Annotated in this window: 17 protein-coding genes; 7 read left to right on the top strand and 10 right to left on the bottom strand. The window is 50.0% G+C overall.

Annotation, left to right across the window (positions count from 1 at the left end):
* Positions 1-2,376 carry a glycoside hydrolase family 31 protein gene (locus D3P07_RS11090; RefSeq protein WP_182914271.1) on the bottom strand — a complete coding sequence of 792 codons (2,376 nt, stop codon included), beginning with the start codon at positions 2,374-2,376 and terminating at the stop codon, positions 1-3.
* Between the two features lie 64 nt (positions 2,377-2,440).
* Here D3P07_RS11090 and D3P07_RS26990 point away from each other — a divergent pair, with 64 nt between their 5' ends.
* Positions 2,441-3,058: a hypothetical protein gene (locus D3P07_RS26990; protein ID WP_182914270.1), complete on the top strand. Its 618-nt coding sequence runs from the start codon at positions 2,441-2,443 to the stop codon at positions 3,056-3,058.
* Here D3P07_RS26990 and D3P07_RS11085 read toward each other — a convergent pair.
* From D3P07_RS11085 to D3P07_RS11070, 4 genes are all read right to left on the bottom strand, one after another.
* Positions 3,021-3,863: a sugar ABC transporter permease gene (locus D3P07_RS11085; RefSeq protein WP_119800290.1), complete on the bottom strand. Its 843-nt coding sequence runs from the start codon at positions 3,861-3,863 to the stop codon at positions 3,021-3,023. The two genes, D3P07_RS26990 and D3P07_RS11085, sit on opposite strands and share 38 nt — an antisense overlap.
* A 1-nt stretch (position 3,864) precedes the next feature.
* Positions 3,865-5,160 carry a sugar ABC transporter permease gene (locus tag D3P07_RS11080; protein ID WP_119800289.1) on the bottom strand — a complete coding sequence of 432 codons (1,296 nt, stop codon included), beginning with the start codon at positions 5,158-5,160 and terminating at the stop codon, positions 3,865-3,867.
* Positions 5,161-5,282: 122 nt separating this feature from the next.
* Positions 5,283-6,608, bottom strand: coding sequence for an extracellular solute-binding protein (locus tag D3P07_RS11075; protein WP_259391442.1), 1,326 nt, complete (start codon positions 6,606-6,608; stop codon positions 5,283-5,285).
* 76 nt (positions 6,609-6,684) lie between these two features.
* Positions 6,685-7,725 carry a LacI family DNA-binding transcriptional regulator gene (locus D3P07_RS11070; protein ID WP_182914269.1) on the bottom strand — a complete coding sequence of 347 codons (1,041 nt, stop codon included), beginning with the start codon at positions 7,723-7,725 and terminating at the stop codon, positions 6,685-6,687.
* 317 nt (positions 7,726-8,042) lie between these two features.
* Between D3P07_RS11070 and D3P07_RS11065 the strand changes: the two genes are divergently transcribed.
* The 6 genes from D3P07_RS11065 (at position 8,043) to D3P07_RS11040 (ending at position 14,954) form a co-directional block, all read left to right on the top strand.
* Positions 8,043-8,951, top strand: coding sequence for a DMT family transporter (locus tag D3P07_RS11065; protein WP_119800286.1), 909 nt, complete (start codon positions 8,043-8,045; stop codon positions 8,949-8,951).
* A 156-nt stretch (positions 8,952-9,107) separates the two neighbouring features.
* Positions 9,108-10,637 (top strand): PTS transporter subunit EIIC, encoded by a 1,530-nt coding sequence (locus D3P07_RS11060; protein ID WP_119800285.1) that lies wholly within the window; start codon positions 9,108-9,110, stop codon positions 10,635-10,637.
* 17 nt (positions 10,638-10,654) lie between these two features.
* Complete coding sequence (locus D3P07_RS11055) at positions 10,655-11,494, top strand: PRD domain-containing protein (RefSeq protein ID WP_119800284.1); 840 nt, start codon at positions 10,655-10,657, stop codon at positions 11,492-11,494.
* A 248-nt stretch (positions 11,495-11,742) separates the two neighbouring features.
* Complete coding sequence (locus D3P07_RS11050; protein ID WP_119800283.1) at positions 11,743-13,107, top strand: extracellular solute-binding protein; 1,365 nt, start codon at positions 11,743-11,745, stop codon at positions 13,105-13,107.
* A 74-nt stretch (positions 13,108-13,181) separates the two neighbouring features.
* Entirely contained in the window at positions 13,182-14,090 is a 909-nt protein-coding gene (locus D3P07_RS11045; RefSeq protein WP_119800282.1) for a carbohydrate ABC transporter permease, read from the top strand.
* 12 nt (positions 14,091-14,102) lie between these two features.
* Positions 14,103-14,954, top strand: a complete 852-nt coding sequence (locus D3P07_RS11040; protein ID WP_119800281.1) for a carbohydrate ABC transporter permease — start codon at positions 14,103-14,105, stop codon at positions 14,952-14,954.
* A gap of 74 nt (positions 14,955-15,028) precedes the next feature.
* Here the strand turns inward: D3P07_RS11040 and D3P07_RS11035 are convergent, their stop codons facing one another.
* The 5 genes from D3P07_RS11035 to D3P07_RS11015 all read right to left on the bottom strand — a co-directional run bounded on the left by D3P07_RS11035 (position 15,029) and on the right by D3P07_RS11015 (position 22,129).
* Positions 15,029-16,801 carry a sensor histidine kinase gene (locus D3P07_RS11035; RefSeq protein ID WP_310732550.1) on the bottom strand — a complete coding sequence of 591 codons (1,773 nt, stop codon included), beginning with the start codon at positions 16,799-16,801 and terminating at the stop codon, positions 15,029-15,031.
* Positions 16,798-18,366 carry a response regulator gene (locus D3P07_RS11030; protein ID WP_119800280.1) on the bottom strand — a complete coding sequence of 523 codons (1,569 nt, stop codon included), beginning with the start codon at positions 18,364-18,366 and terminating at the stop codon, positions 16,798-16,800. The genes D3P07_RS11035 and D3P07_RS11030 overlap by 4 nt, the downstream gene beginning before the upstream one ends.
* Positions 18,367-18,483: 117 nt before the next feature.
* Entirely contained in the window at positions 18,484-20,160 is a 1,677-nt protein-coding gene (locus D3P07_RS11025) for an extracellular solute-binding protein (protein WP_119800279.1), read from the bottom strand.
* Positions 20,161-20,228: 68 nt separating this feature from the next.
* Positions 20,229-21,125, bottom strand: a complete 897-nt coding sequence (locus tag D3P07_RS11020) for a carbohydrate ABC transporter permease (RefSeq protein ID WP_119800278.1) — start codon at positions 21,123-21,125, stop codon at positions 20,229-20,231.
* A gap of 32 nt (positions 21,126-21,157) precedes the next feature.
* Positions 21,158-22,129, bottom strand: coding sequence for an ABC transporter permease (locus D3P07_RS11015; protein WP_119800277.1), 972 nt, complete (start codon positions 22,127-22,129; stop codon positions 21,158-21,160).
* Between the last annotated feature and the right edge of the window lie 69 nt (positions 22,130-22,198).

The raw sequence follows: 22,198 nt of genomic DNA, 5'->3' as shown, positions 1-22,198 counted from the left end.
TTAGAATAGAGATATTTGATATTGAATGGCGTTGCCATGAATGGACTTGACGACTTGCTTCTCTTGCCCGTTCCAGCTTGCTGATGTGATCTCTTCACGGGTATGAATCATGAGCTGCCGCTTGCTCCAAACCGGTGTCCAGCCGGATGACAGCACATTCTCCTCCACCGTCAGCCTTCCACCCTTATCTAGAATTGCAGTACCCTCCGCTTCAAAATAGCCGGAGCCCTCACGGTCGAGCGACTCTCCATCATCCTCGTAAATGCGGTAAGCCACGGACGAAGCAGCGTTAGAGATATACAAATGCACCGTCAGTTGCTCCGATGGCGCAGAAGTGCTCATTCGCACGTTCTCCTCTAGCAAAGCGGAGTCGGCCTTCACATAGAGCGGGATGCGATCCATCGGTGCATGCGCCAAAATATAGCGGCCTCCGCTGATCCATTCCTGAGTCCAATAGTCGACCCATTCGCCAGCCGGAAGATAGAGGGCCCGACGCGTCGTATCAGGACGAAGCATTGGCGCCACGACCACATTACTGCCGAACAGGAATTGGTCTGCGATGCGATAAGCCTCAGGATCGTCCGGGAATTCCAAGAACATCGGGCGCATCACCGGAATGCCGTCCCTTGCGGCTTCTTCCATAAGCAGGTACAGCTGCGGCAGCCAGCGGTAACGCAGACGAATCGCTTCAGTGACCAGCTTCTCCGTCTCTTCTCCGAACATCCAAGGCTCCTGCCTGCCGCACTTGATTTCGCTATGATTGCGGAAGTATGGCGTGAATGCAGCCGCTTGCGTCCATCTGACTAACAGGTCGGCCCCCGTATCATGGGCAAAGCCGCCTACATCGGCGCCGCAGAACGGAACGCCGGACAGCCCCAAATTCAAGCACATCGGTATGAGCATCTGGAGATGCTCCCAGAAGCTGCGATTGTCGCCGGTCCATACTGCCGCATAGCGCTGAATGCCGGCATAGCCTGCCCTCGTAAGTACGAACGGCCGCTTGCCGTCCAGCGAATTCCGCAGACCTTCGTAGGAGGCTCTCGCCATCTGGAGTCCGTATACATTGTGCAGCTCCCGGTGCGTGCCAGGATGGCCGTCATTGTCATGGAGCACATCTAGATCCATCGTCTTCGATTCATTGAACACGGACGGCTCGTTCATATCGTTCCAGATACCCGCTACGCCTACATCGGTCAGGGACTGCTGCTTCTCGCCCCACCACTTGCGCACCCGCCCGCTCGTAAAATCGGGGAAAGCGCTGCGGCCCGGCCATACCGGACCGTGGTAGACTCGGCCCTCGATGTCTTTGCAGAACAGGTCAAGCGACATGCCTTCCTTGTAAATCTCGTATTCGGCATCCGCCTTCACGCCCGGGTCCACGATGGTCACTATGCGAATGCCCCGCTCCTTTAGCTCGTGAACCAGCTTCCCAATATCCGGGAAACGCTCCTGATCTACGGTGAAAACGCGATAACCATCCATGTAATGAATATCGAGGTAAATGGTATCGAGCGGGATGCCTTTCTCCTGGAATGTGTTCGCAATATCCAGCACTTCCTGCTCGGTCTCGTAGCTGTAGCGGGACTGATGGTAGCCAAGCGACCACTTCGGCGGCAGCGGAGCATGCCCTGTCAGCTTCCCCAGCTGGCGGATGACGCTTTTGGTATCCGGACCGGCCATATAGTAGTAGTTCAAGGCGCCGCCCTCCGCTTCGAAGCGCATCTCGGACGGCTCCCGCATATCGAACGCGGTTTTGTACGTATTGTCGAACAGAATGCCATGCGCTTCCGCTCCGCGCACAGACAGGTAATACGGAATCGATACGTAAAGCGAATCCGTCTCCTGGTTATGCGGGGCATATACGTCGGTGTTCCACATGACAAGGCGCTCGCCGCGCTTGTTCAGGAAGCCGGCTTTTTCGCCGAAGCCGTAATAGCGCTCCTCCGGCGAGGACAGCTTGCGGCAGGCTACTTCGCCTCGCGCTGTGAACTGTATGCCATTCTCAGGCTCTGCAAGACGGACAGCGCCGGTTGACCGGTCTAAGATGTCTACCCTAGCAGGGTTAAGAGATATCCTTACAGTGATATGCTCCGAATGAAGCAGCACCTCCTGCTCGTTCTGCTCAACCTGAATCTCGGTGAATGCAGGCTTCAGGATGACGGAGTGGCTGAAGCTCCCCGCAGGCTTGCCCAGTCGGTCGAATGTGATGCGCACGATGAAAGCATCATAGAACTGCACATGAAGCAACCCGCGTTCACATACCATTAGGGCTCCGTTGCTCGTTGCCTCTGCACGAAGCACACGGCCCGGCGTCAGATACTTTGCTTCCTCCTTCGCTCCGAAGCGGTCTGGATGAATAGACAGGCTGGTTTCCACATCAATTGCTCCTTTTCCTTGATCTCTTTTTCTGTACATGTGCTCAAACCGGAAAGTCTTTGAATTGCGTGTGATTGCCGCCACAGCCGCTGCGCGAGGGATCATTCTTCCGATCGCTGTTGCAGCCGGATTCTTGCTGATTCTATTACCCCTGACAGGGTTAGAATCCGGCTGCAAAGGCGAACACTTCGTTTCTGCAGAACGATTCCCTCGCTCCGCTCGTTGGCGAACCTTCTTCAAACCTTTAAAGACAAAACCTAAAGATTTCGTCCTGCGTACGATTGCCGCCATAGCCGCTGCGCGGGGGATCATTCTTCCGATCGCTGTTGCAGCCGGATTCTTGCTGATTCTATTACCCCTGACAGGGTTAGAATCCGGCTGCAAAGGCGAACACTTCGTTTCAACAGAACGATTCCCTCGCTCCGCTCGTTGGCGAACCTTCTTCAAACCTTTAAAGACAAAACCTAAAGATTTCGTCCTGCGTACGATTGCCGCCATAGCCGCTGCGCGAGGGATCATTCTTCCGATCGCTGTTGCAGCCGGATTCTTGCTGATTCTATTACCCATGACAGGGTTAGAATCCGGCTGCAAAGGCGAACACTTCGTTTCTACAGAACGATTCCCTCGTTCCGCTCGCGCCGGACCTATCCCTTGGTTGCGCCGTCGGCTAAGCCGGAGATGAGATAGCGCTGCAGGAAGAGGAAGACGATGGCGATCGGAATGGCGATCAGGATCGCTCCCGCCGCGAAACGGGTGAAGTTGTTGGCGAACTTGTCGTTAATAAAGTTGAACAAGCCCAGCGCCAGGGTGAACTTCTCCGGGCTGCGCAGGATGATGCGCGGGAGCAGGAAGTCCATGAACGGCGCCATAAAGTTGAACAGCGCGACGACAGCCAGAATTGGCTTGGCCAGCGGGACGAGAATCTGGAAGAAGATGCGGAAGTGGCCCGCTCCATCCATCTTGGCTGATTCGTCGAGGTCGCGCGGGATGGTGTCGAGGTAGCCTTTTACAAGAAAGGCATTCATCGGCAGGCCGCCGCCTACATAGATGATAACGAGGCCCCATAGCGTATCCAGCAAGCCTACTGCGTTAAGAAGCAGATAGATCGCGACCATCCCCATCAGGACAGGGAACATCTGCAGCAGCAGGAAGGAATAGATGCCGTATTTTCGCCCGATAAATTCATATCGGGAGAATGCAAACGCGACAAATGAAACGACAAGCACCGAAGCAATCGATGTGATGACGGCGACGAACAGCGTGTTTTTGTACCAGAGCAGATAGTTGCTGTTAGGGCTTGTGAAGAGCCACTCGTAATGGGTTAGCGACCATCTCTCAGGAATCAGGCTGGAGCTGAACATGCTCGTGCCCGGGTTAAAGGAGATGCTAAGCGTCCACAGTAGCGGATAAGCAATGATGATGAACACGAGCAGCACGACTAAGTATATGCCGGTTAGCTCCAAGCGGTTTTTCAGCGACTGTCTCATGTCAATACATCTTCTCCTCTCTGAAGGAACGGCTGCGGCGGAACTGGAAGAACGCGAATATCGCTACGACCAGTCCCATGATGATGGAGATGGCTGCAGCCATCTTGTAGTTGTTGTTCTCGAAGGTCAGCTTGTAGACCCAGGAAATCAGAATGTCCGTGCCGCCTGCTGTCTGGCCGCGAACGGGAGGTCCGCCTTCGTTGAATAAATAGATAATGTTGAAGTTATTGAAATTGCCCGCATACTGCATGATGAGCAGCGGAGCCGTCGCATACAGCACATGCGGGAGCGTGATAAAGCGGAACTTATTCCACCTGCTCCCACCGTCCACGTCCGCCGCCTCGTACCAGTCCTTCGAGATGCTTTGCAGCACGCCGCTGAACAGCGCGAAGACAAATGGAAAGCCCAGCCAGACCTGAATCATAATAATGGTGATTTTCGCCCAGAACGGGTCGCTCATCCACGGCACATGCAGCCCGAGCGGTCCCAGCAGCTCACGGTTAATCGCGCCGAAATCGTCATTGAACATCGCAGCGAAGATCAGGATCGTGACAAAGGACGGCACCGCCCACGGTAAAATAAACACGGTACGGATCACGCGCTTGAACTTGACGCGCGCATCGTTCACCATGACGGCAAGACCCATAGCCACCGCAATTTGCAGCGTTGTAGCGACGAACGTCCAGATGACGGTCCATGACAGCACCGACATCAAGCTGGAGCGCCATACGGGGTCGGCAAGCAGCGTCGTGAAATTGCTGAAGCCTACCCAATCCAGCAGCTTGGCGGGCGGCGAGTTATATAGGTTGTAATTTGTGAATGCTAGGCAGATCATAAAGAGCAACGGGAATACGACAACAAAGGCCAGGATGAAAAAACCCGGCATAACCATGTAATACGGAAAGCCACGATCCCATGCCTGATGGAATCCTTCCTTCACGCTCGGCATGCGGAAGCCCTCTCTGATCTTCTTCCCGTCCCGGTACGCATCCACGAAGTTATAGGCGTAGAAAAGAAGCAGGAATACGGCGAGTATCAAGGACAGCAAGCCTTGAACGAGCAGCGTGCGCGAATCGTCGACCATCGGAATCGTACCCAGCGTATAAATGCCCCAAAATCCAATATTCATATAATCGAACAGCGTGAAGAGTACGGCTGCGGACAGCAGCAGGAACAGGAAGCCTTTAATATATCTACGGTTATACAATTGACCAAGGCCCGGAATAATCGATAAAATAACGGATAGAACAGGCTTATGCGAATTTGATTTGTTGTGGACATCGGTTTCGATTTTCATAGCTCCACCTTCTTTGTTGATGGCAAGCGGTGGGATAGCACCCCTCCGCCTGCCGCTTGTTCTGACTGGCGCCGCTTACGAAGCGGCGCTTTGCTTTTTACTTGACACTACGCGCGGAGCCATTATTTCGCTTCTGCTCCGGCCATTTTGATTTTATCCTGAATTTGTGCAACCGCCTCGTCGAGCACCTCTTGCACATCCTGGCCTTCTGATGCGAACTTCAGGGCGTTCGCCATCGGATCCCATACATGAGACAGCTCAGGCACGTTCGGGAACGGCTTGCCGTATTGGATTTGCTGAGAGAAGCCGGCAACCAGCGGGTCTCCTGTAATGGCAGGATCGTTCAGCACCTTCACGTTCGGAGGCGTCTCACCTGTTGCCTGGAACCATTCCATCGTCGAATCCGCATTGGTAATGAACGCTGCGAGGTCTGTCGCCCACTCTGCGTTCTTGGAGAATGCAGACAGCATCCAGCCCTTCACGCCGATGAACGCTTGCGGGTAGCTGCCGTCTTCCATCTGCGGCAGCGGCGCTACAGCCAGCTTGTCGCCCAATTGCTTCTTGTGATCCGCTACTGCCCATGGTCCGTTAATAACGGCTGCTACTTTGCCTTCGTTGAACAGGCCGCCTACTACATCACCGTTGACTCCTTTTGGCATATAGCCTTTTTGGAACCAGGACTGGATCAGCTTAACGCCCTTCACAGTGCCTTCTTGATTAAAGCCGATATCGTTGATGTCGAAGCTGTTGCCGCTTTCCTTGAAAATATATCCGCCGCTGCCGCCCATGAACGCCCACGAAAAGTAGAAATTCGTTGCGTCATAGAGGAAGCCGTATTGGTCTTTGCCTTTGTCTGTACTCTCTTCAGCCAGCTTCTCCAGCTCAGCGATCGTCTTCGGAGCTTCCGCTACCAGATCCTTGTTGTACAGCATCGCGTATGTCTCCACAACGAAAGGCAAGCCATACAGATTGCCGTCATAGCTAAGCGCTTCAAGAGACTCTGCCGTATACTCCGCTTTCACTTCGTCGCTGATTGTCATCGGCTGCACTAAGCCCTGCACGGACAAGCTGCCGATTCCCGGCTGATAGAACAAATCTGGACCTTTACCCGCTGGTCCGTCCAGCGAGATCGCCTGAATTTGGTCGTTCATCGCGATTGGCGTAATTTTGACCGGAATGCCTGTTTTTTCGGTGTACTTCTTCGTAATGGATTCCAGCACTGCGATGCTGTCAGCGTTGTCATCCGCCCAGATGCCAAGCTCGGCTGGCTTCGGCGTCTCTGAGGAAGCGCCTTCATTATTAGCCGCCGGCGTCTCCGATGGCGTATTGCTGCTTCCGGCGTTGCCGGTGTTAGCGCCGCCCTCATTGCGGTTCGGTCCGCATGCGGCAAGAAGCATCGTAATCAGGATGAGGCAGATAGCGATAGACAAATGGTTTTTTCTAAACAACTGAAATTCCTCCCTTTGATCTGGCTCAGGTTGATAGGCTTGCCTTGCAATAAGCTGGTTTACTAGCATTCTCTCTTTAGTTGCCTTCTCTTGCTTTCCCCGTTGATTCTCTAATCATCAGCTCGACCGGCAGCACCACCTTTCGGGAAAACTCGGATACTCTATCCATCTGGTTATACAGCAGGCTTACTGCCGCCATGCCCTTCACCTGGATATTTTGCGATACGGTCGTGAGAGGCGGATGCGTATAACCCGACATGAACAGATCGTCGAAGCCGATGACGCTCACTTCTCCCGGCACTTTCCTGCCGCTCTCCTTCAGCCCCTTCAAGATGCCCATAGCGCTAATGTCGGAGAATGAAAAGATAGCGGTTACATCATCGTGCTGATTAAGCCACTCCGCAGCTCTGTAGCCCCCCTCAACCGAAGTAGGATACTGAATCATGAGCGAAGGATCATAGGCAATGCCCGATTCCTCAAGCGCCATGCGGTAGCCAATCCACCTCTCTTGGAGCACGCCATAATGCTGGATTCGCTCCATCTGGATGTCGCCGATCAGGACAGCAATGCGCGTATGTCCCTTGTCGATCAGATGCTTCGTCGCCAGCAGGCCGCCGAGACGATCATCCAGGCACACCTGGTACAGCTTCGGGTTGCGGATGTAGTTGTCCACGAATACCACCGGCACATCCAGCGCCTGCACCCGCTCGATTGCGGTCGAGCCCTCTCCCGCCCCAACAACGATCAGCCCGTCCAGCTGACGTTCGCGTACGAAGGAGAAGGTCTCTTCCGACTCCTCGATGCCGGCGAGTATAATATGGAAATCGCGTTCTCTGGCTGCTTCCTCAACTCCCGCAAGCAAATCCCAATAGAACGGATTGTCCTTGAGTCTTCCGGGTTTGACCGTCGGAACCACCAGTCCGATTAATCCGGACTGGTTCGTCTTGAGATTGCGGGCGAGCAAATTCGGCGCATAACCCAGTTCCTCAATGACCTTGCGGACTCTTCTTTCCGTTATGCCGGAAACTCTGCCCTTGCCATTTAAAACATTGGATACGGTAGCGATGGACACATTGGCTTCTTTCGCTACATCATTGATGCTAATGTCCTGCTTCATTTGATCTCCCTTGGACATTTTAATTAAACGTTTAATCACCTGATATAACTAGTGATTAAACCTTTAATCTGAGGTTAACATGCGTTTTATTTCACCGTCAAGCATTTTTTATTTCATTTCCACTTTTTATAACCGCTTACTTGTGCAAGCTGCACAATTTCTACATTAGTGCGGATTCCCTGTCGTTTTCCCAAAAATGTCTTTGACAGCGGTAGTCTACGGGAGTATGATCTTCGTTGTGCATGATTGTGCAGCGCTTATTACTTCTTGTTTTTTTAAACAAATATATAAACAAAGAACTGGAGAGAGCATCACCTATGACACGCAGCTTGAAAGGCTTTACCGGTATTGAGCTTTTATATTTGATCGGTATTGTCGCCATATCCTTTTCTTCTATTTTTGTCCGGTGGTCGGAGGCTGATGTAGCGGTCATCGCCATGTACCGGCTTTATCTGACCAATGTGCTGCTGCTTCCTTTTGTATGGAAGTACCGCTCATCGCTATTCCGGCTGAGCAAGCGGCAATGGGGCTGGCTCGCCGCTTCTGGAGCGATGCTGGCTCTTCATTTTTTGCTCTGGATGGCATCGCTTCGCTATACGACCGTAGCCAGTTCGACCGTCATCCTGACGCTGGAGCCGCTCATGGTTATGCTGGGCTCCTACTGGCTGTTCCGCACGAAGGCGAACAGCATGATGCTATGGGGAATGGGCATTGCCATCGCCGGTTCAATCGTCATTGGAGCAGGTGATTTCCGCTTGTCTGGAACCGCGCTATACGGAGACGCATTGTCCTTCTTCGGCACCGTCGCGGTAGCCCTTCATATGCTGATTGGCAAGAAGCTGCGCGAAGGCATTGATGCTTTCCCTTATAATTTCTGGGTGTTCGCATTTGCCGCATCATTCCTGGCGGTCTATAACGTCGTACAAGGGCATTCTTTCATCGGCTACGAAGCCCGTGAATGGGGAATATTCCTGCTACTCGCCATCGTCCCAACGCTCTTCGGCCACTACTTGTTCAACTGGCTGCTGAAGTATATGAACGCGACCGCCGTTTCCATGTCCGTACTCGGTGAGCCCGTTATCGCCTCATTGCTTGCATGGGTACTATTAAAGGAATCGCTAACCGCTTATCAGCTTGGAGCAGGCGTATTTATATTGTTCGGCGTATGGCTGTTTCTTCGCTACGGCGAGAAGGCCAATCGGCCTGATGCCACGTCTGTACCGTAAAGTTTACTTTGACAGGGCAAGAGCAAAATTGTATAATTTTTGTGAATAATCGTATAAAATTCGAACGTGTTACCGCGAGGGCATTAGTTCAAGAAGAGATAGCATTCTTGAGCTATGCCCTTTTTCTCTTCCATAAAATGGGGTGGCTAACAACAAATGAGTTACATTCAGCGCATTGGTCGTTCATTTATGATTCCCATTGCCGTCATGCCTGCGGCTGCAATTCTGTACCGATTTGGCAAAATCGAGTTCGATCATCCTTTCTTGATCAAGCTTGCAGCGATTTGCGAAGCGGCTGGCGGTTCTATCTTCGACCATCTTCCCCTGCTCTTCGCTATTGGCATTGCAATTGGCTTGACACAGGGCAAAGGTGTTGCTGCACTGTCCGCAGCCGTTGGCTACATGGTGTTCCAGGAAGTGATGCGCACGTTCGAGGTGATGCAATCCGATCTGGCAGAAACGAATATGCAGATGGGCGTCCTTGGCGGGCTCATTACAGGCGTCATTACCGCTTATCTCTACAATCGGTTCAAGGATATTCAATTGCCCCAGGCGTTAGGCTTCTTCGCGGGCAGACGCTTCGTGCCGATCATTACCGCACTTACCATGACAGTGCTGGGAGGCCTGCTCGGCTTCATCTGGATGCCGATTCAAGACATCATTCAGGGCTTCGGACTATGGCTGGAATCTACCGGCGGCGTCGGAACGTTCTTGTACGGCACCATTAACCGACTGCTCATCCCTACTGGCCTCCACCATATCGTGAACCATATCCTATGGTTCCAGATCGGCGAGTTTGCGGAAGCTGGCGGGAAGATCGCACAGGGCGATCTGACGAGATTTTATGCAGGAGATCCTACGGCGGGCACCTATATGACAGGCTTCTTCCCTATCATGATGTTCGGCTTGCCAGGCGCCGCAATCGCAATGGCGAGATGCGCGAAGCCGGAGAACCGCAAGGTCATTATGTCCATCATGCTAAGCGCCGCCTTCACCTCGTTCCTTACAGGCATTACGGAGCCGATCGAATTTGCCTTTATGCTGGTTGCACCCGCATTGTTCATCGTCCATGCCTTTCTGACGGGCTTGTCCATGATGATTATGCAGGTGCTGGAGGTTAAAGTCGGTTTCGGATTTTCTGCAGGGTTCATCGACCTTGCGATCAACTGGAGCCAATCGACTAATCCTTGGCTTGTGTTCCCTGTCGGAGCCGCTTACTTTATCGTCTATTATTTTGTATTCTACATCATGATCCGCACATTCAACTTTGCAACGCCAGGACGAGCAGATGACAAAACGGAAGCGCTTGCGGAAGGGGGTACGCCATCGTCCTCCCCTTCTCCAGAGCCTCTTCAAGAGGCTGTCTCTGAAGCTGCTGCCTCCATATCCGCACCTGCGGTCACTGCGCTCAGAACGCCCAATATTAAGCTGATTGCCTACAAAGCAACGGAAGTGACGGAGCTCATCGGCGGGTACAAGAATATGATCGATATCGACGCGTGTATCACCCGGCTGCGCCTGACGCTGCACGACTCCGGTCTTGTCCAGGAGCAGAAGCTGCGCGAGTTAGGCGCTGCGGGCATCATCCGTATTGGAAAAAATGGCGTGCATGTCGTCTTCGGAACGGACTCCGAGCTGATCAAGGAAGAGATTCTGAAGGCGCAAATCAACCATAACGCAGAGTGAATGGAGGGTAAGTGAAGATGGCCGCAATTGAAAGAAAGATCATTCATGTGCTTTCGAACAATGTCGTGATGACTAAGCTATCCTCCGGCAAAAATTCCATTGCGTTCGGCAAAGGAATCGGCTTCAAACGGCAGCCCGGCATGGCCATTGGCGAAGCCGAAATTACACAGGAGTTTTTATTGCATACTATGGAAACCATCGAACACTACGAGCAAATCTTAAATAACGTCGATACGCGTATCGTAGGCGTAACGGAGGAAGTGATCGCCATGGCCCAGCAGCGGCTGGAGGGCGAGTTCTCCGAGCGGATTCATGCTGCGCTTGTCGATCATATTAACTTTGCCATCGAGCGCTGCCGCCAAGGCGTGCTGATCACTAATCCGTTCTCGTATGAGATCAGACTCATGTATAAGGATGAATACGATGTGGCCTCCGAGGCGGTCAGCTACTTGAATGAAAAGCTGGACGCAGGACTTCCCGAGGATGAAATTGCGTTTTTGGCCATGCATTTTCACGGCGCGCGCAACCGAGAACGCGGTACGGAGACACTAGCCGTCGTTAGGCTTGTCGCCAAAATTATGGACGAAGCGAAGGAGCTCGGCCTTAACTTCAGCGACTCCTTCTCCTCCCTCCGATTTATCTCGCACCTCAAGGGATTGATTGACCGCGTCCGCAAGGAATCGCATATCAAAAACCCGCTGCTGCACAAAATCAAGGTCGAATATCCGCTGTCGTACAGCCGCTCCCTCACGCTGAGCGCCATCTTGGAGGAGCAGCTCAAAAAGCCCGTTCCAGACGATGAAATCGGCTTTTTGACCTTGCATATTGAACGTCTGAACCAACGTGAGCAAACCTAACAAAAAATAAATGATTGACAGATCAGTTATTATTTATTAGTATTTGACTCGTAAAACCTCATACATTTCACGATAATGTGTTACCGAAAGGGCATTAGTTATCGAAGCAGGCAAGACGCGCTTCGTTTCTAATGCCCTTTTTTGGCGTGAAGAAAGGAGGATCGTGAAATGACGGGTATTTGGGCAGCATGATTAACCGCACTGCAAGCGCTTTCTACCACAAACATATTTAAGGGGAGATTGAATCTATGAACACTTGGAAAAACAAGTCTTTGCTGGTCGCTTTGATTCTCGCGCTTACGTTCAGCATGCTGGCAGCCTGCTCCGGCGCAAACAACGAAAAACCTGCACCTAGCAGCACGAACCAAGGAAGCGGCAACGGCGGCAATAGCGGCAATGGAGACGGCGGAAGCGAAGGTCTGACTGGCGACTTCGAAGTCCAGTACTTCGTCGGCGGCTACGGCGACACCTGGTGGAAGCATGTCATTGGCGAATTCCAGAAGCAAAATCCAAACCTGAACATTAAGCAAACAGCAGGCTCCCAAATTAACGATCAAATGAGACCGCGCTGGATTCAAGGCAACCCGCCGGATTTCGTCTACATCGATGGCGCAGGCTCCAACGAGGCGCAAATGGTCACAGACGCTCAATTGATGGACATGACCGACTTCCTGAAAGGTGCGACTAACGGCGATGGCGAAAAAATTCTCGACATCGCAATCGCGCAGCCAACAGACTACAACGGTAAAAACTTTACAATGCCGCTCGTATTCGGCTCATGGGGAACGTTCTACGATAAAGCTTGGTTCGCACAGCAAGGCTGGGAAACACCAACTGACTTCGAGAGCTTCATGGCAGTGAGCGAGAAGATCAAAGCGTCCGGCGTATCCCCGTACATCCATACAGGTGTATATCCTTACTACATCAACGGCGGTCTAGTAAACTCCGCTATCGTATCGGCTAACGGCGGAGACGCTTCTATCATCTCCAGAATGGCAAGCTTGGAGGAAGGCATCTTCAAGAGCGAGCCGGTCATGAAGGCACTGGAAAAAATCGTCCAAATCCGCGACGCCGGCTTAATCGATCCGGGCGCGATCGCACTGAATCATACCGATTCCCAAATGTCATTCCTCCAGCATAAAGCAGCATTCATCCCGAATGGACTATGGCTGGAGAACGAAATGAGCAAAGACGTACCGGAAGGCTTTGAGTTCGATTTCATTCCATCCGTTATGCAAGATAAAGGCGAGAAGTACGTGGCAATTCCTTACACCGCTTCTGTTGCTATCGCAGAAAAAGCCAAAAACCCGGAAGCGGCGAAAGCCTTCCTTCAGTTCATCTTCACAAAGCAATTCGCAGTAGACTGGGCAGAGATGACCGGCGCCATCATGAACGTAAAGGCGGATCTGGAGAACTCTACGGCTGGTCCGGTCGTGAAGACGGCTATGAACTACTTCAACAGTGACAATCTGGTTGTAGCGCCAGCCCTGATCGTAAACGCCGACGTAGAGACGGCTCTGCAAGACAGCATCATCGCCTTGCTGGACAAACGCATCACACCTGCAGAGTGGGGCGAGCGCCTGGAGAAGGCAGCTGCAGCGGCTAGACCATAACAAGATGCACAGCGGGCAGCGGCAGGTTCTCTCCTCCCTGCCCGCATCATGATTTCACAAGGGGCGTGTAAGCCATGACAGCCAAACCAACATCCCATCGACTGAGACGTTCCCTGTTCATTCTGGGATTTATATTGCCAACCTTCATCCTGTTCAGTGTCATTACCGCTTATCCGATGCTGAGAGGCCTTTACATCAGCCTTTTCAAATGGTCGGGTTATTCGGGCAACATGTCGTTTATCGGTCTGGACAATTACAAGAGAATGTTTAAGGACGAGATTATCGGTACAGCCATCTTCAACGACTACTTCCTCGTCTTCTGGAAAGTCGTTCTTATCCTGGCAATCGCAACGTTCCTGGCCGTAGCGCTGACGCGCATGAGCATTAAGCGAACCGGCCTGTTCCGGGTCATCCTGTTCTTCCCGAACCTGATATCCGTCGTCGTCATCGGCGTCCTGTGGAGATACATCTACAACCCGTCCGATATTGGATTTCTGAATGCTTTTCTGTCCCTGTTCACGAGCGAGCCTGTGACGACGGTATGGCTGGGACAAACCAATACGGCCATGTGGTCCATTCTCGCGCCTGCCGTATGGGCCGGCATCGGCTTCTATATGATTCTGCTAATGGCCGCAATCATGAACATTCCTGAGTCGCTGTACGAGGCATCGGGTATCGACGGCGCCTCCAGATGGCATCAGTTCAAGCATATTACGATTCCGCTGATCTGGGAGCAGATGAAAGTATCCATCATTCATATCGTCATTACCACGCTTAATGGCTCGTTTATTATCATCTTCTTGATGACCGAGGGCGGTCCCGACAACTCCACACAGGTCATGGGCTCCTATCTGTATCAGATCGGCTTCCAGCAATACCACATGGGTTATGCCTCCGCAATCGGCGTGCTCATTTTGACGCTGACGCTGATTACGTCCCTCATACTGAACCGCTTGCTCAAGCGGGAAACGATCGAAATGTAGGAGGCCTAGCACATGAAATTGACAAAAAAAGAATGGCTCGTGACATGGGTCGTCCGGCTGCTGCTTCTGGTATGGACGGTTGCGGTCGTCTACCCGCTCATCTGGACGCTGCTCTCATCGTTAAAGGACAACAAGCAGTTCTACGGCAATAAACCATGGGTGCTGCCGGAATTCCCGCTTCAGTGGTCGAACTTCACCTACGTATGGACAGAATACAAATTCGGCGTGTACTTCCTGAATTCCGTAGGCGTCACCTTCGCGGCTACAGCGCTTGCCGTCCTGCTGTCCGCCATGACAGCTTACGTCATTGCCCGTTATCCGTTCAAAGGCAGCGGAGTCCTCTACTTCATCTATGTTTCAGCCATGATGATTCCGCTTATCCTGAGTCTAATCCCGCTATTCTTCCTGCTGGACGGCATCGGGCTAACGAACAACCTGATCGGGCTCATACTCGTCTACGGCGCAGGTGCTCTTCCGTTCGGCATCTTCGTGCTTGTCGCCTTCTACAAATCTTTGCCGAAGGAAATGGAAGAGGCTGCTGCCATCGACGGAAGCTCCGAGGCGGGTACCTTCTTCCGGATCATGCTTCCGCTCTCCAAGCCGGGATTGATCACGGTGGCAATCATGAACATTCTGACGATCTGGAACGAATATATCTTGGGTACGGTCATCATGAACGACCCGCTGAAGAAAATCTACACTCTCCCTGTCGGTATCGCCGTTATGCAAGGCGAGATGCAATACCGTACGGAATGGGGCCCTCTCTTCGCGGGGCTGGTCATCTCCATGATCCCGATCATCATTCTGTATTCGCTCTTCCAGCGGCAAATTACGGGCGGCATTACTGCCGGTGCCGTGAAGTAACGATTGTTCAAACCAAAAACGTCAACGCAAGGTATGCTGCATAGCAGCTTCCTGCGGTTGACGTTTTTTCTTTGCTATTCGATTTTGGAATGGGCGGGCTTCTCTGTCGGAATCCGAATCAAAACCGTCGTGCCGATGCCGAGTCTGCTGTAGATGCTGACGCCGAAGGCATGGCCATAATACAGCTTGATTCGTTGATTGACATTGCGGATACCGTATCCAACACTCGTGCTCTCTTCCGGATCATTCATTTGCTCCAACAGCTCTGCGCTAATGCCGACGCCGTCGTCAATGATTTTGAACACGATATGATTATCCTCCATCTCCCCTACGATCCGCATATGAATGCGGTCGCCGCACCATGCATGCTCCAGCACATTCTCGATAAACGGCTGAATAATAAGCTTGATTGTGGAGTATGAAAGAATCTGTGGATCGATATCAAAGGTTACGCCCATCCGTTCTTCATACTTGATTTTTTGAATATTAATGTAGGCATTCGCTTGGTCCAATTCCTCTTTGATCGACAGCAAGATACGTCCTTCATTCAATGACAAACGATAGAACTTCGCCAGATCGATGACCATCCGCTGGAGCTTGTCCAGCTCGCCAAATTTGGCCAGACGGCTTATCGAAGACAAGGTATTGTACAAGAAATGCGGGTTGATCTGTGCCTGCAGCATATCCAGCTCCGCTTCTTTTTTATCCAGATCGGCCACGTATACCTTATGAATGAGCTCGCCGATATTTTGCCCCATATCATTCAAGGCTCGGGATATTTGGCTGAACTCGTCATTACCTTTGAAGTTCGTCCGCTTATGGAAGTTGCCTTCCTGGAAGGAATCTAGAACAGACACGATCTTGTTTACTTTTCTGGAGAAATAATTGGATAAGAGCGCTCCCGATACGAAATAAACGACTGTAAAGATCAAACAAATAATGAAGGTTATCAGCCGGACTTCCTTGATCTTCTCCTCGAAGATCGTATTCGGGATCACGGCCGCAACATTCCAATTCAAGGATGGGATGACATTCTCAATTACCATATACTCCTTGAAGTCCGTCGCATTCCATACATCGCCTGACCGATAACTGGACGGACCGGATATGGTTTTGATTTTCTCATTATCATCTATAATATAAATCGTCGCGTCGCTGCCAATTTTCGTATAATCAACCGCTTGGAACAAATCGGACAAATACACGCTCTGACGCATGAATCCTACTTCTTGCACCCTGCCTGCATTTTGCATATTTACGAGTCGGCGAAGCAGCGAGATACGGCCGAACTTCGCATCGTCCTCGATTTCCTTCCATACCATCGTCTCGCCGTAGACTTCCTCCGGATGGTTCAAGTACCATATTTTTGTATGGATACGGTCGATTTGATAAATATCATAGGGGTTTTCCGAATTACTTTTAAGCGGATCATTGCCTCGGTAATTTTTGTACATCTCCGGGAACAATTTGTTATGCAAATAAATCGACAGCCACGTATTCACGCTTGACGCCTGCTTATACGCCTCTATTTTGGGTACAAAAAAATTGATTGTAGCCTCATAGCCGACCCAGCCCTCTTCGAAATTCCTGAGCTGTCTCGCGATCGTATAGTCGAAGTAGAAAAAATCCGAAACGCGGATAACATCTCCGGCTTTATAGGATACGTTATCGATCATTTGACTGACTGTACCGTGTACGGTGCTCTCAAGCTGCTCGCGAATTGACTTCACATATACGGAGTTAGCAAAAAAACTGATCACAATAACCGGAATAATGATGAATACACAATAGGACAGCATGAGCTTATAGCCGAACGGCAGATAACGGTATTTACGCATCATCTTCATAGTTTTCTTCTATACTCTAACGGCGTTTTGCCATGATAGTCTTTGAATTGGCGACTGAAGTAAGGCAAGTAGCGATAACCGATCAAATTCGCGATTTCATATACTTTCAGGTTCGTATTGACCAAGAGATCACCGGCCTTCTCCATTCTTAACATGGATACATAATCACTGAAGTTGGTTTTCATTTCTTCCTTAAAGATCTGTCCCAAATAGTTGGGAGAGAACGAATATTTCTCGGCTACGTCTTTAAGCGTAATGTTTTCATGCAGCCGTTGTTTGACATCGTCGATAATATCCTGAACCAGCTTCCAATTCTTCTTATGCTTCTTCGATTGAAGGATTTCCGATAGCTCGTACACTCTATAACGAAGCCACGAATGAATCTCATCGATCGTCTCGTAGCGCAGCAGGATATCCAAGCTCCCGAAATCCAAGTTCAGCATACGGAACAGGTCTTCGTTCATCTTCTGCAAATACGCATCAAGCTTCATAATCAAGAACATCGTAAAGTTTTGTATCGTAAACTTGGAACGCATATTATTGGCCAAACTATAGAGCATCTCCAGCTCATCATGCACCTTAACCAATTCGTAGTGCGTCATCGCCTCGAACAAAGCGTCGAGCTGAATATCCAGACTCTGCACATCTTTCATTTGCGTAGATTGTACCGCATCGTGATAGATCATTTTTCCTTTTCCGTAAAAAACCTTGTAGTCAAGCGCGGTCTGCGCCTTGCGATAGGAATCCTTCAGGTCTGTGATTTGCGTAACCGCATCACCTACGCCTGTCGTCACGGAGATCGGTGTTTGTCCTGACACCTCATTAAATTTGTCTCTAAGCTTGTCCAATTCCATGCCGCTTTCGATCAAGAGAGCCATTCGTTTATCCGTTACTCTGCAAGAATGCCGGATATCCAAGTCTTTGCATAAGGAAAAAAGGCCATTCCAAAAAGCATTCGATAGTTCCGTTTCATCGAAGTTTTCTTCAACATTACGCTTGCGCATCCAGTCGTCACGTTCGACCACAACCACTTGAACAGGCCATTTCAATTGATTAAATTGATAGTTTTCCAGAAGCGTATTCAGAGCGTCCTCACTCCATGTGCCTTCCAGCAGCTGCAGCAAATACTCCGTCTTTACAATAGGGAACATTCGCTTATAAAGCTGCTCTGTCTCCAATTGCTTGCGTTCCTCGTCCAGATCAGCCTGGAGCTTGCGCAATGATTCTATCAATTCATTATCGTCCATCGGTTTGACGACATAGCTGCATGCATTGAGCGACAGCGCTTGCTTGACATAGTGAAAGTCCTGATAACCGCTTACAAAAATAATCTTAATCATGGGATACAGATCAAGCGCCTTTCGCGCCAGTTCCAAACCGGACATATTCGGCATTCGAATATCTGTGATAAGAATATCAATCTTCTCTGTCTCAATCACTTCGCTTGCCGCAAACCCGTTCGTCACGGCTGCGACGATTTCCATGCCAAGCTCCTGCCAAGGAATAAATGCCTGCATTCCTTTCAAATCCAAAATTTCATCATCGACCAGCAGCACCTTGTACATTTGCATCATCTCCAGATCCTCGGCTTATATCCGAATAGTAATGGATTCGGACAAAGCCATAATCCAAAAAGGGTATACTATTATAGTATACCCTTTCGAACAACATTTTTTAATTATTTACTGAGCAAGAAGCTCCAAGTTTTTCTTCCACTCAACTGTACGCCATTCAAGAAGTTCAGCGTAACCTGCTGCTTGAGCGTCCTTTTCCGCTTTGTCGAGAATGCTATCTACTTCAGCATCGTCTTTAGCCATTACGGATTGAGCATAAGCTTGTGTATAAATATCATCTACACGTTGTTTCACGATACCCAACTCGCTGTCCGGTTGTGGTACCAAGTTAATGAACTCAGTAGCATTGGATTGAGTAGGCCATGTGATTTCGCTTTGATAACGAGCTGCCCAGTTTTGCTCAGCAGCTGGAAGCTTGCTTTCGAATTTCATTTTCGCTGGATCGATGTAACCAGTGTTACCGTTCCACATGATAGGGTCATGTGCTTTTTGAAGCTCTAGAACTTCTTCTGCATCGTATTCAGCAGTGAAGATAGGGTGACCATCAGCGTCGAAGCCTTTCCAGTTCTTGCCTTCAGGACCGAAGAACAACAGGGATTGACCTTCTGGACCTGTGTACCAGTCAAGGAATGCGAAGATTTTCTCTGGATCTTTAGCAGACTTCGTAATTACGTTTACGTTCCAACCAAGTGATGTGTAAGTACCTGGGAAGATTTTGTTTTTGTCTAGACCTTCTTTGTGAATCGGCCAGATCATGAAGTAACCGGAGTTAGGATCTTTCTTCACCATTTCTTGGTGAGCGTTCATTGCAGATACTGTTGGGTTTGCGCCAGCGTATACTGCAACGCGGCCTTGCATGATTCTCTCTTCGATTTGGTCTTTAGTTTGCGTGAATGCATCTTGAGTGATCAGTTTCTCTCTGTAAAGCTTAGCGATATACTTCTGTGCTTCACGGTACGTAGGGTCAGTAAAGATCGAAGTCAATTTGTCGCCTTGCGGTACAGCACGTACGTTTGCGTGAAGATGTGTGTACGAAGCATTTTCTTTAAATGCAGTGTACAATACGCCAAGTCCTTGGGCATCTTTAGCAAGGTCTGGATCAAACGGAACGACAGTGTCGCCATACTTAGCTTTTACAGCTACCAGGTAGTTGTACAGGTCGTCCGTTGTTTCCAACTTAGGTTGACCCAGCTCGTCGTAGATCTTTTTGTTGATTACATAACCAGCGTTGCCGTTCGGGCGGCCAGTGTACCAGTTAGGGAACTGGTAAAGCTTTCCATCGGAAGAACGAAGCAGGTTAAGGTCTTTACCCATCCAAGTTTTCAGGTTAGGGTATTTGTCCAGGTAATCGTCGAATGCAACCAGCTGACCAGCTTCGCGAAGTCTCTCAACGTCAGCGCCGCGGTCCATCCACATTACGTCAGGAAGCGTTTTGGAAGCGATCATTGTGCTCAATTTTTGCTCTGGGTTACCACCAGCAGAAATTGGAACGATGTTCAATTGTTTGTTTTCTTTCAGCCATCTGCCGGCAACTGTGCTGTCCCATGCAGGAACGTCATACCAGTTGTAGTGGCCGTACATGGAGAACTCAAGCGGTTCAGAACCGAACTCCCATACATCGGAAGGAGGCTCTTCAGAAGGCGTGTTACCAGGCGTGTTAGTAGCATTGCTCGACGGCGAAGGACTTGGTTGGTTCTTCGTGTCGGAGCTGCATCCAGCCAGTACTGTTGCCAATACAAAAATTGCGGATACGATAAGCAGCGTTGTCTTTCTAACTTTCGTCATGCTTGTACTACCCCTCTCGTAAACTTTTTTATGTCCAAAGCGGTTAGACGCCTTAAACCAACGGAATACTACTCTTTCAGCGAGCCGATAAGCACGCCTTTTACGAAGTACTTCTGAACGAATGGATACACCATTATGATTGGCAGCGTCGCAACCATCATCGTGGCCATGGTCAGAGACTTAGTCGTAATCGTTCTCATGTTATCCAGACGTGCGATAGACGCTGTATCCATATTGCTGGACATATCCGTTACGATATTCGCATTCAAAATCTGTCGCAACATCGTCTGAATCGGAACCAATTTCTCATTGGTAATGTAGATAGTGGCTACAAACCAGTCGTTCCAGTGCGCAACTGCTGTAAATAGTGATAATGTTGCAATAACAGGTCCGGAAAGAGGTAATACGATTCGGAATAAAATTCCCCAGTTCGTTGCGCCGTCGATTTGAGCCGATTCTTCCAGGCCTACCGGAAGGCTCTTGAAGAAGGTTCTGAATATGATCATATTCCACACGCTAATTAGCGCCGGGATAATGTAAACCGCGAATTTGTCCATCAGGCCCAAGGAGCTGGTAAGCAAGTACGATGGAATAAGGCCGCCGCCAAAATACATTGTAATTACGAAGAAGACCATAAAGTAATTTCTGCCGATCAGCTCACGTCTTGTCATGCCATAAGCCAGAATTGCCGTCATTATGATGGCTGTAATTGTACCTATAACTGTACGAGATACGGATACGAAGAAGCCGTTAATGAGTCGGTCATCATTTAATACGATCTCGTAGTTCTCCCAAGTAAAAACCCTTGGCCAGAACGTAATGCCACCCTTTGTAGTATCGATACCCAAGTTAAGGGATATGACAAGCGCGTTCCAGAACGGATAGAATGCGCTGAATGAAAGTACAATCAAGAATACGTAGATGAAAATCATCATGAGTTTATCGCTAAATCCCAATCGTGCCAAAGCTGTTCGCCTCCCTGTTCATCAAATTCCTTCTACCACAAGCTGTTGCCTGATCTGCGAGCCAGATAATTCGCCATCGTGAGCAATCCAACACTGATAACAGCCTTGAACAGCCCAACCGCTGTAGCATAGGAATAGCGGAAGTTGGACAAACCTACGCGATAGACATACGTATCGATAACGTCCGAGACCGGCCTTAGCACCGGGTTAGTCGCGAGCAAGAGAATATCCTCGAAACCTGCGTCCAGAAGCCTGCCAATCGACAGAATCATGAAGATAATGATAACCGGCATAATTGTCGGAATCGTAATGAGATAAATTTGTTTGAATTTGCTCGCGCCGTCAATATCAGCCGCTTCATAGAGATGCGGATCGACGCCCGAGATTGCTGCCAAGTAAACGATGGAACCAAAACCGATTTCCTTCCATACGTTAGCCGAGATGAGAATCGACCAGAAGTATTCGGACATGGAGAGGAAGTTGACAGGCTCATCGATCAGGTTGATCGATTTCAGCAACATGTTCACACTGCCGTTCTCCGTCGATAACATCGACATAACAAGGCCCGCTACGATTACCCACGACATAAAGTGCGGAAGATACGTAATCGTCTGTACGATACGCTTGAACATCATATGCCTGATTTCATTCAGCATAAGCGCCAAGATGATCGGTGCCGGGAAGCCAATTATAAATTTCAATAAACTGATTACAATGGTGTTGCGGATAACATTATAGAACTCGGGGGAATCAAAGAACATCTGGAAATGCTTGAATCCAACCCAAGGATTAGCCCATATGTTGCCACCTGTGAAAATGTTGTAATCCATAAATGCCGTCAATATCCCGTACATCGGCAAATACGCGAAGACGAAAACGAGCAAAATACCCGGCCATACCATAAGCTGAATATCCCATTGCTTCCAAATGCGCATGAAAATATTCTTCTTTGGCTTTGGTTGCTGATTCAACCGCGTCTGTTGCTCTGCTGTTGCTTGCGCCATTTGTATCCTCCTTGCTGCATAGTTGATAGTTTTATTGTAACGGACAGCTTCGGAGGGATACTATTTGCC

This window comes from Paenibacillus sp. 1011MAR3C5, from assembly GCF_003591485.1.
Taxonomy (GTDB): Bacteria; Bacillota; Bacilli; order Paenibacillales; family Paenibacillaceae; genus Pristimantibacillus.
This window is presented reverse-complemented; position numbering and strand designations above follow the sequence as displayed.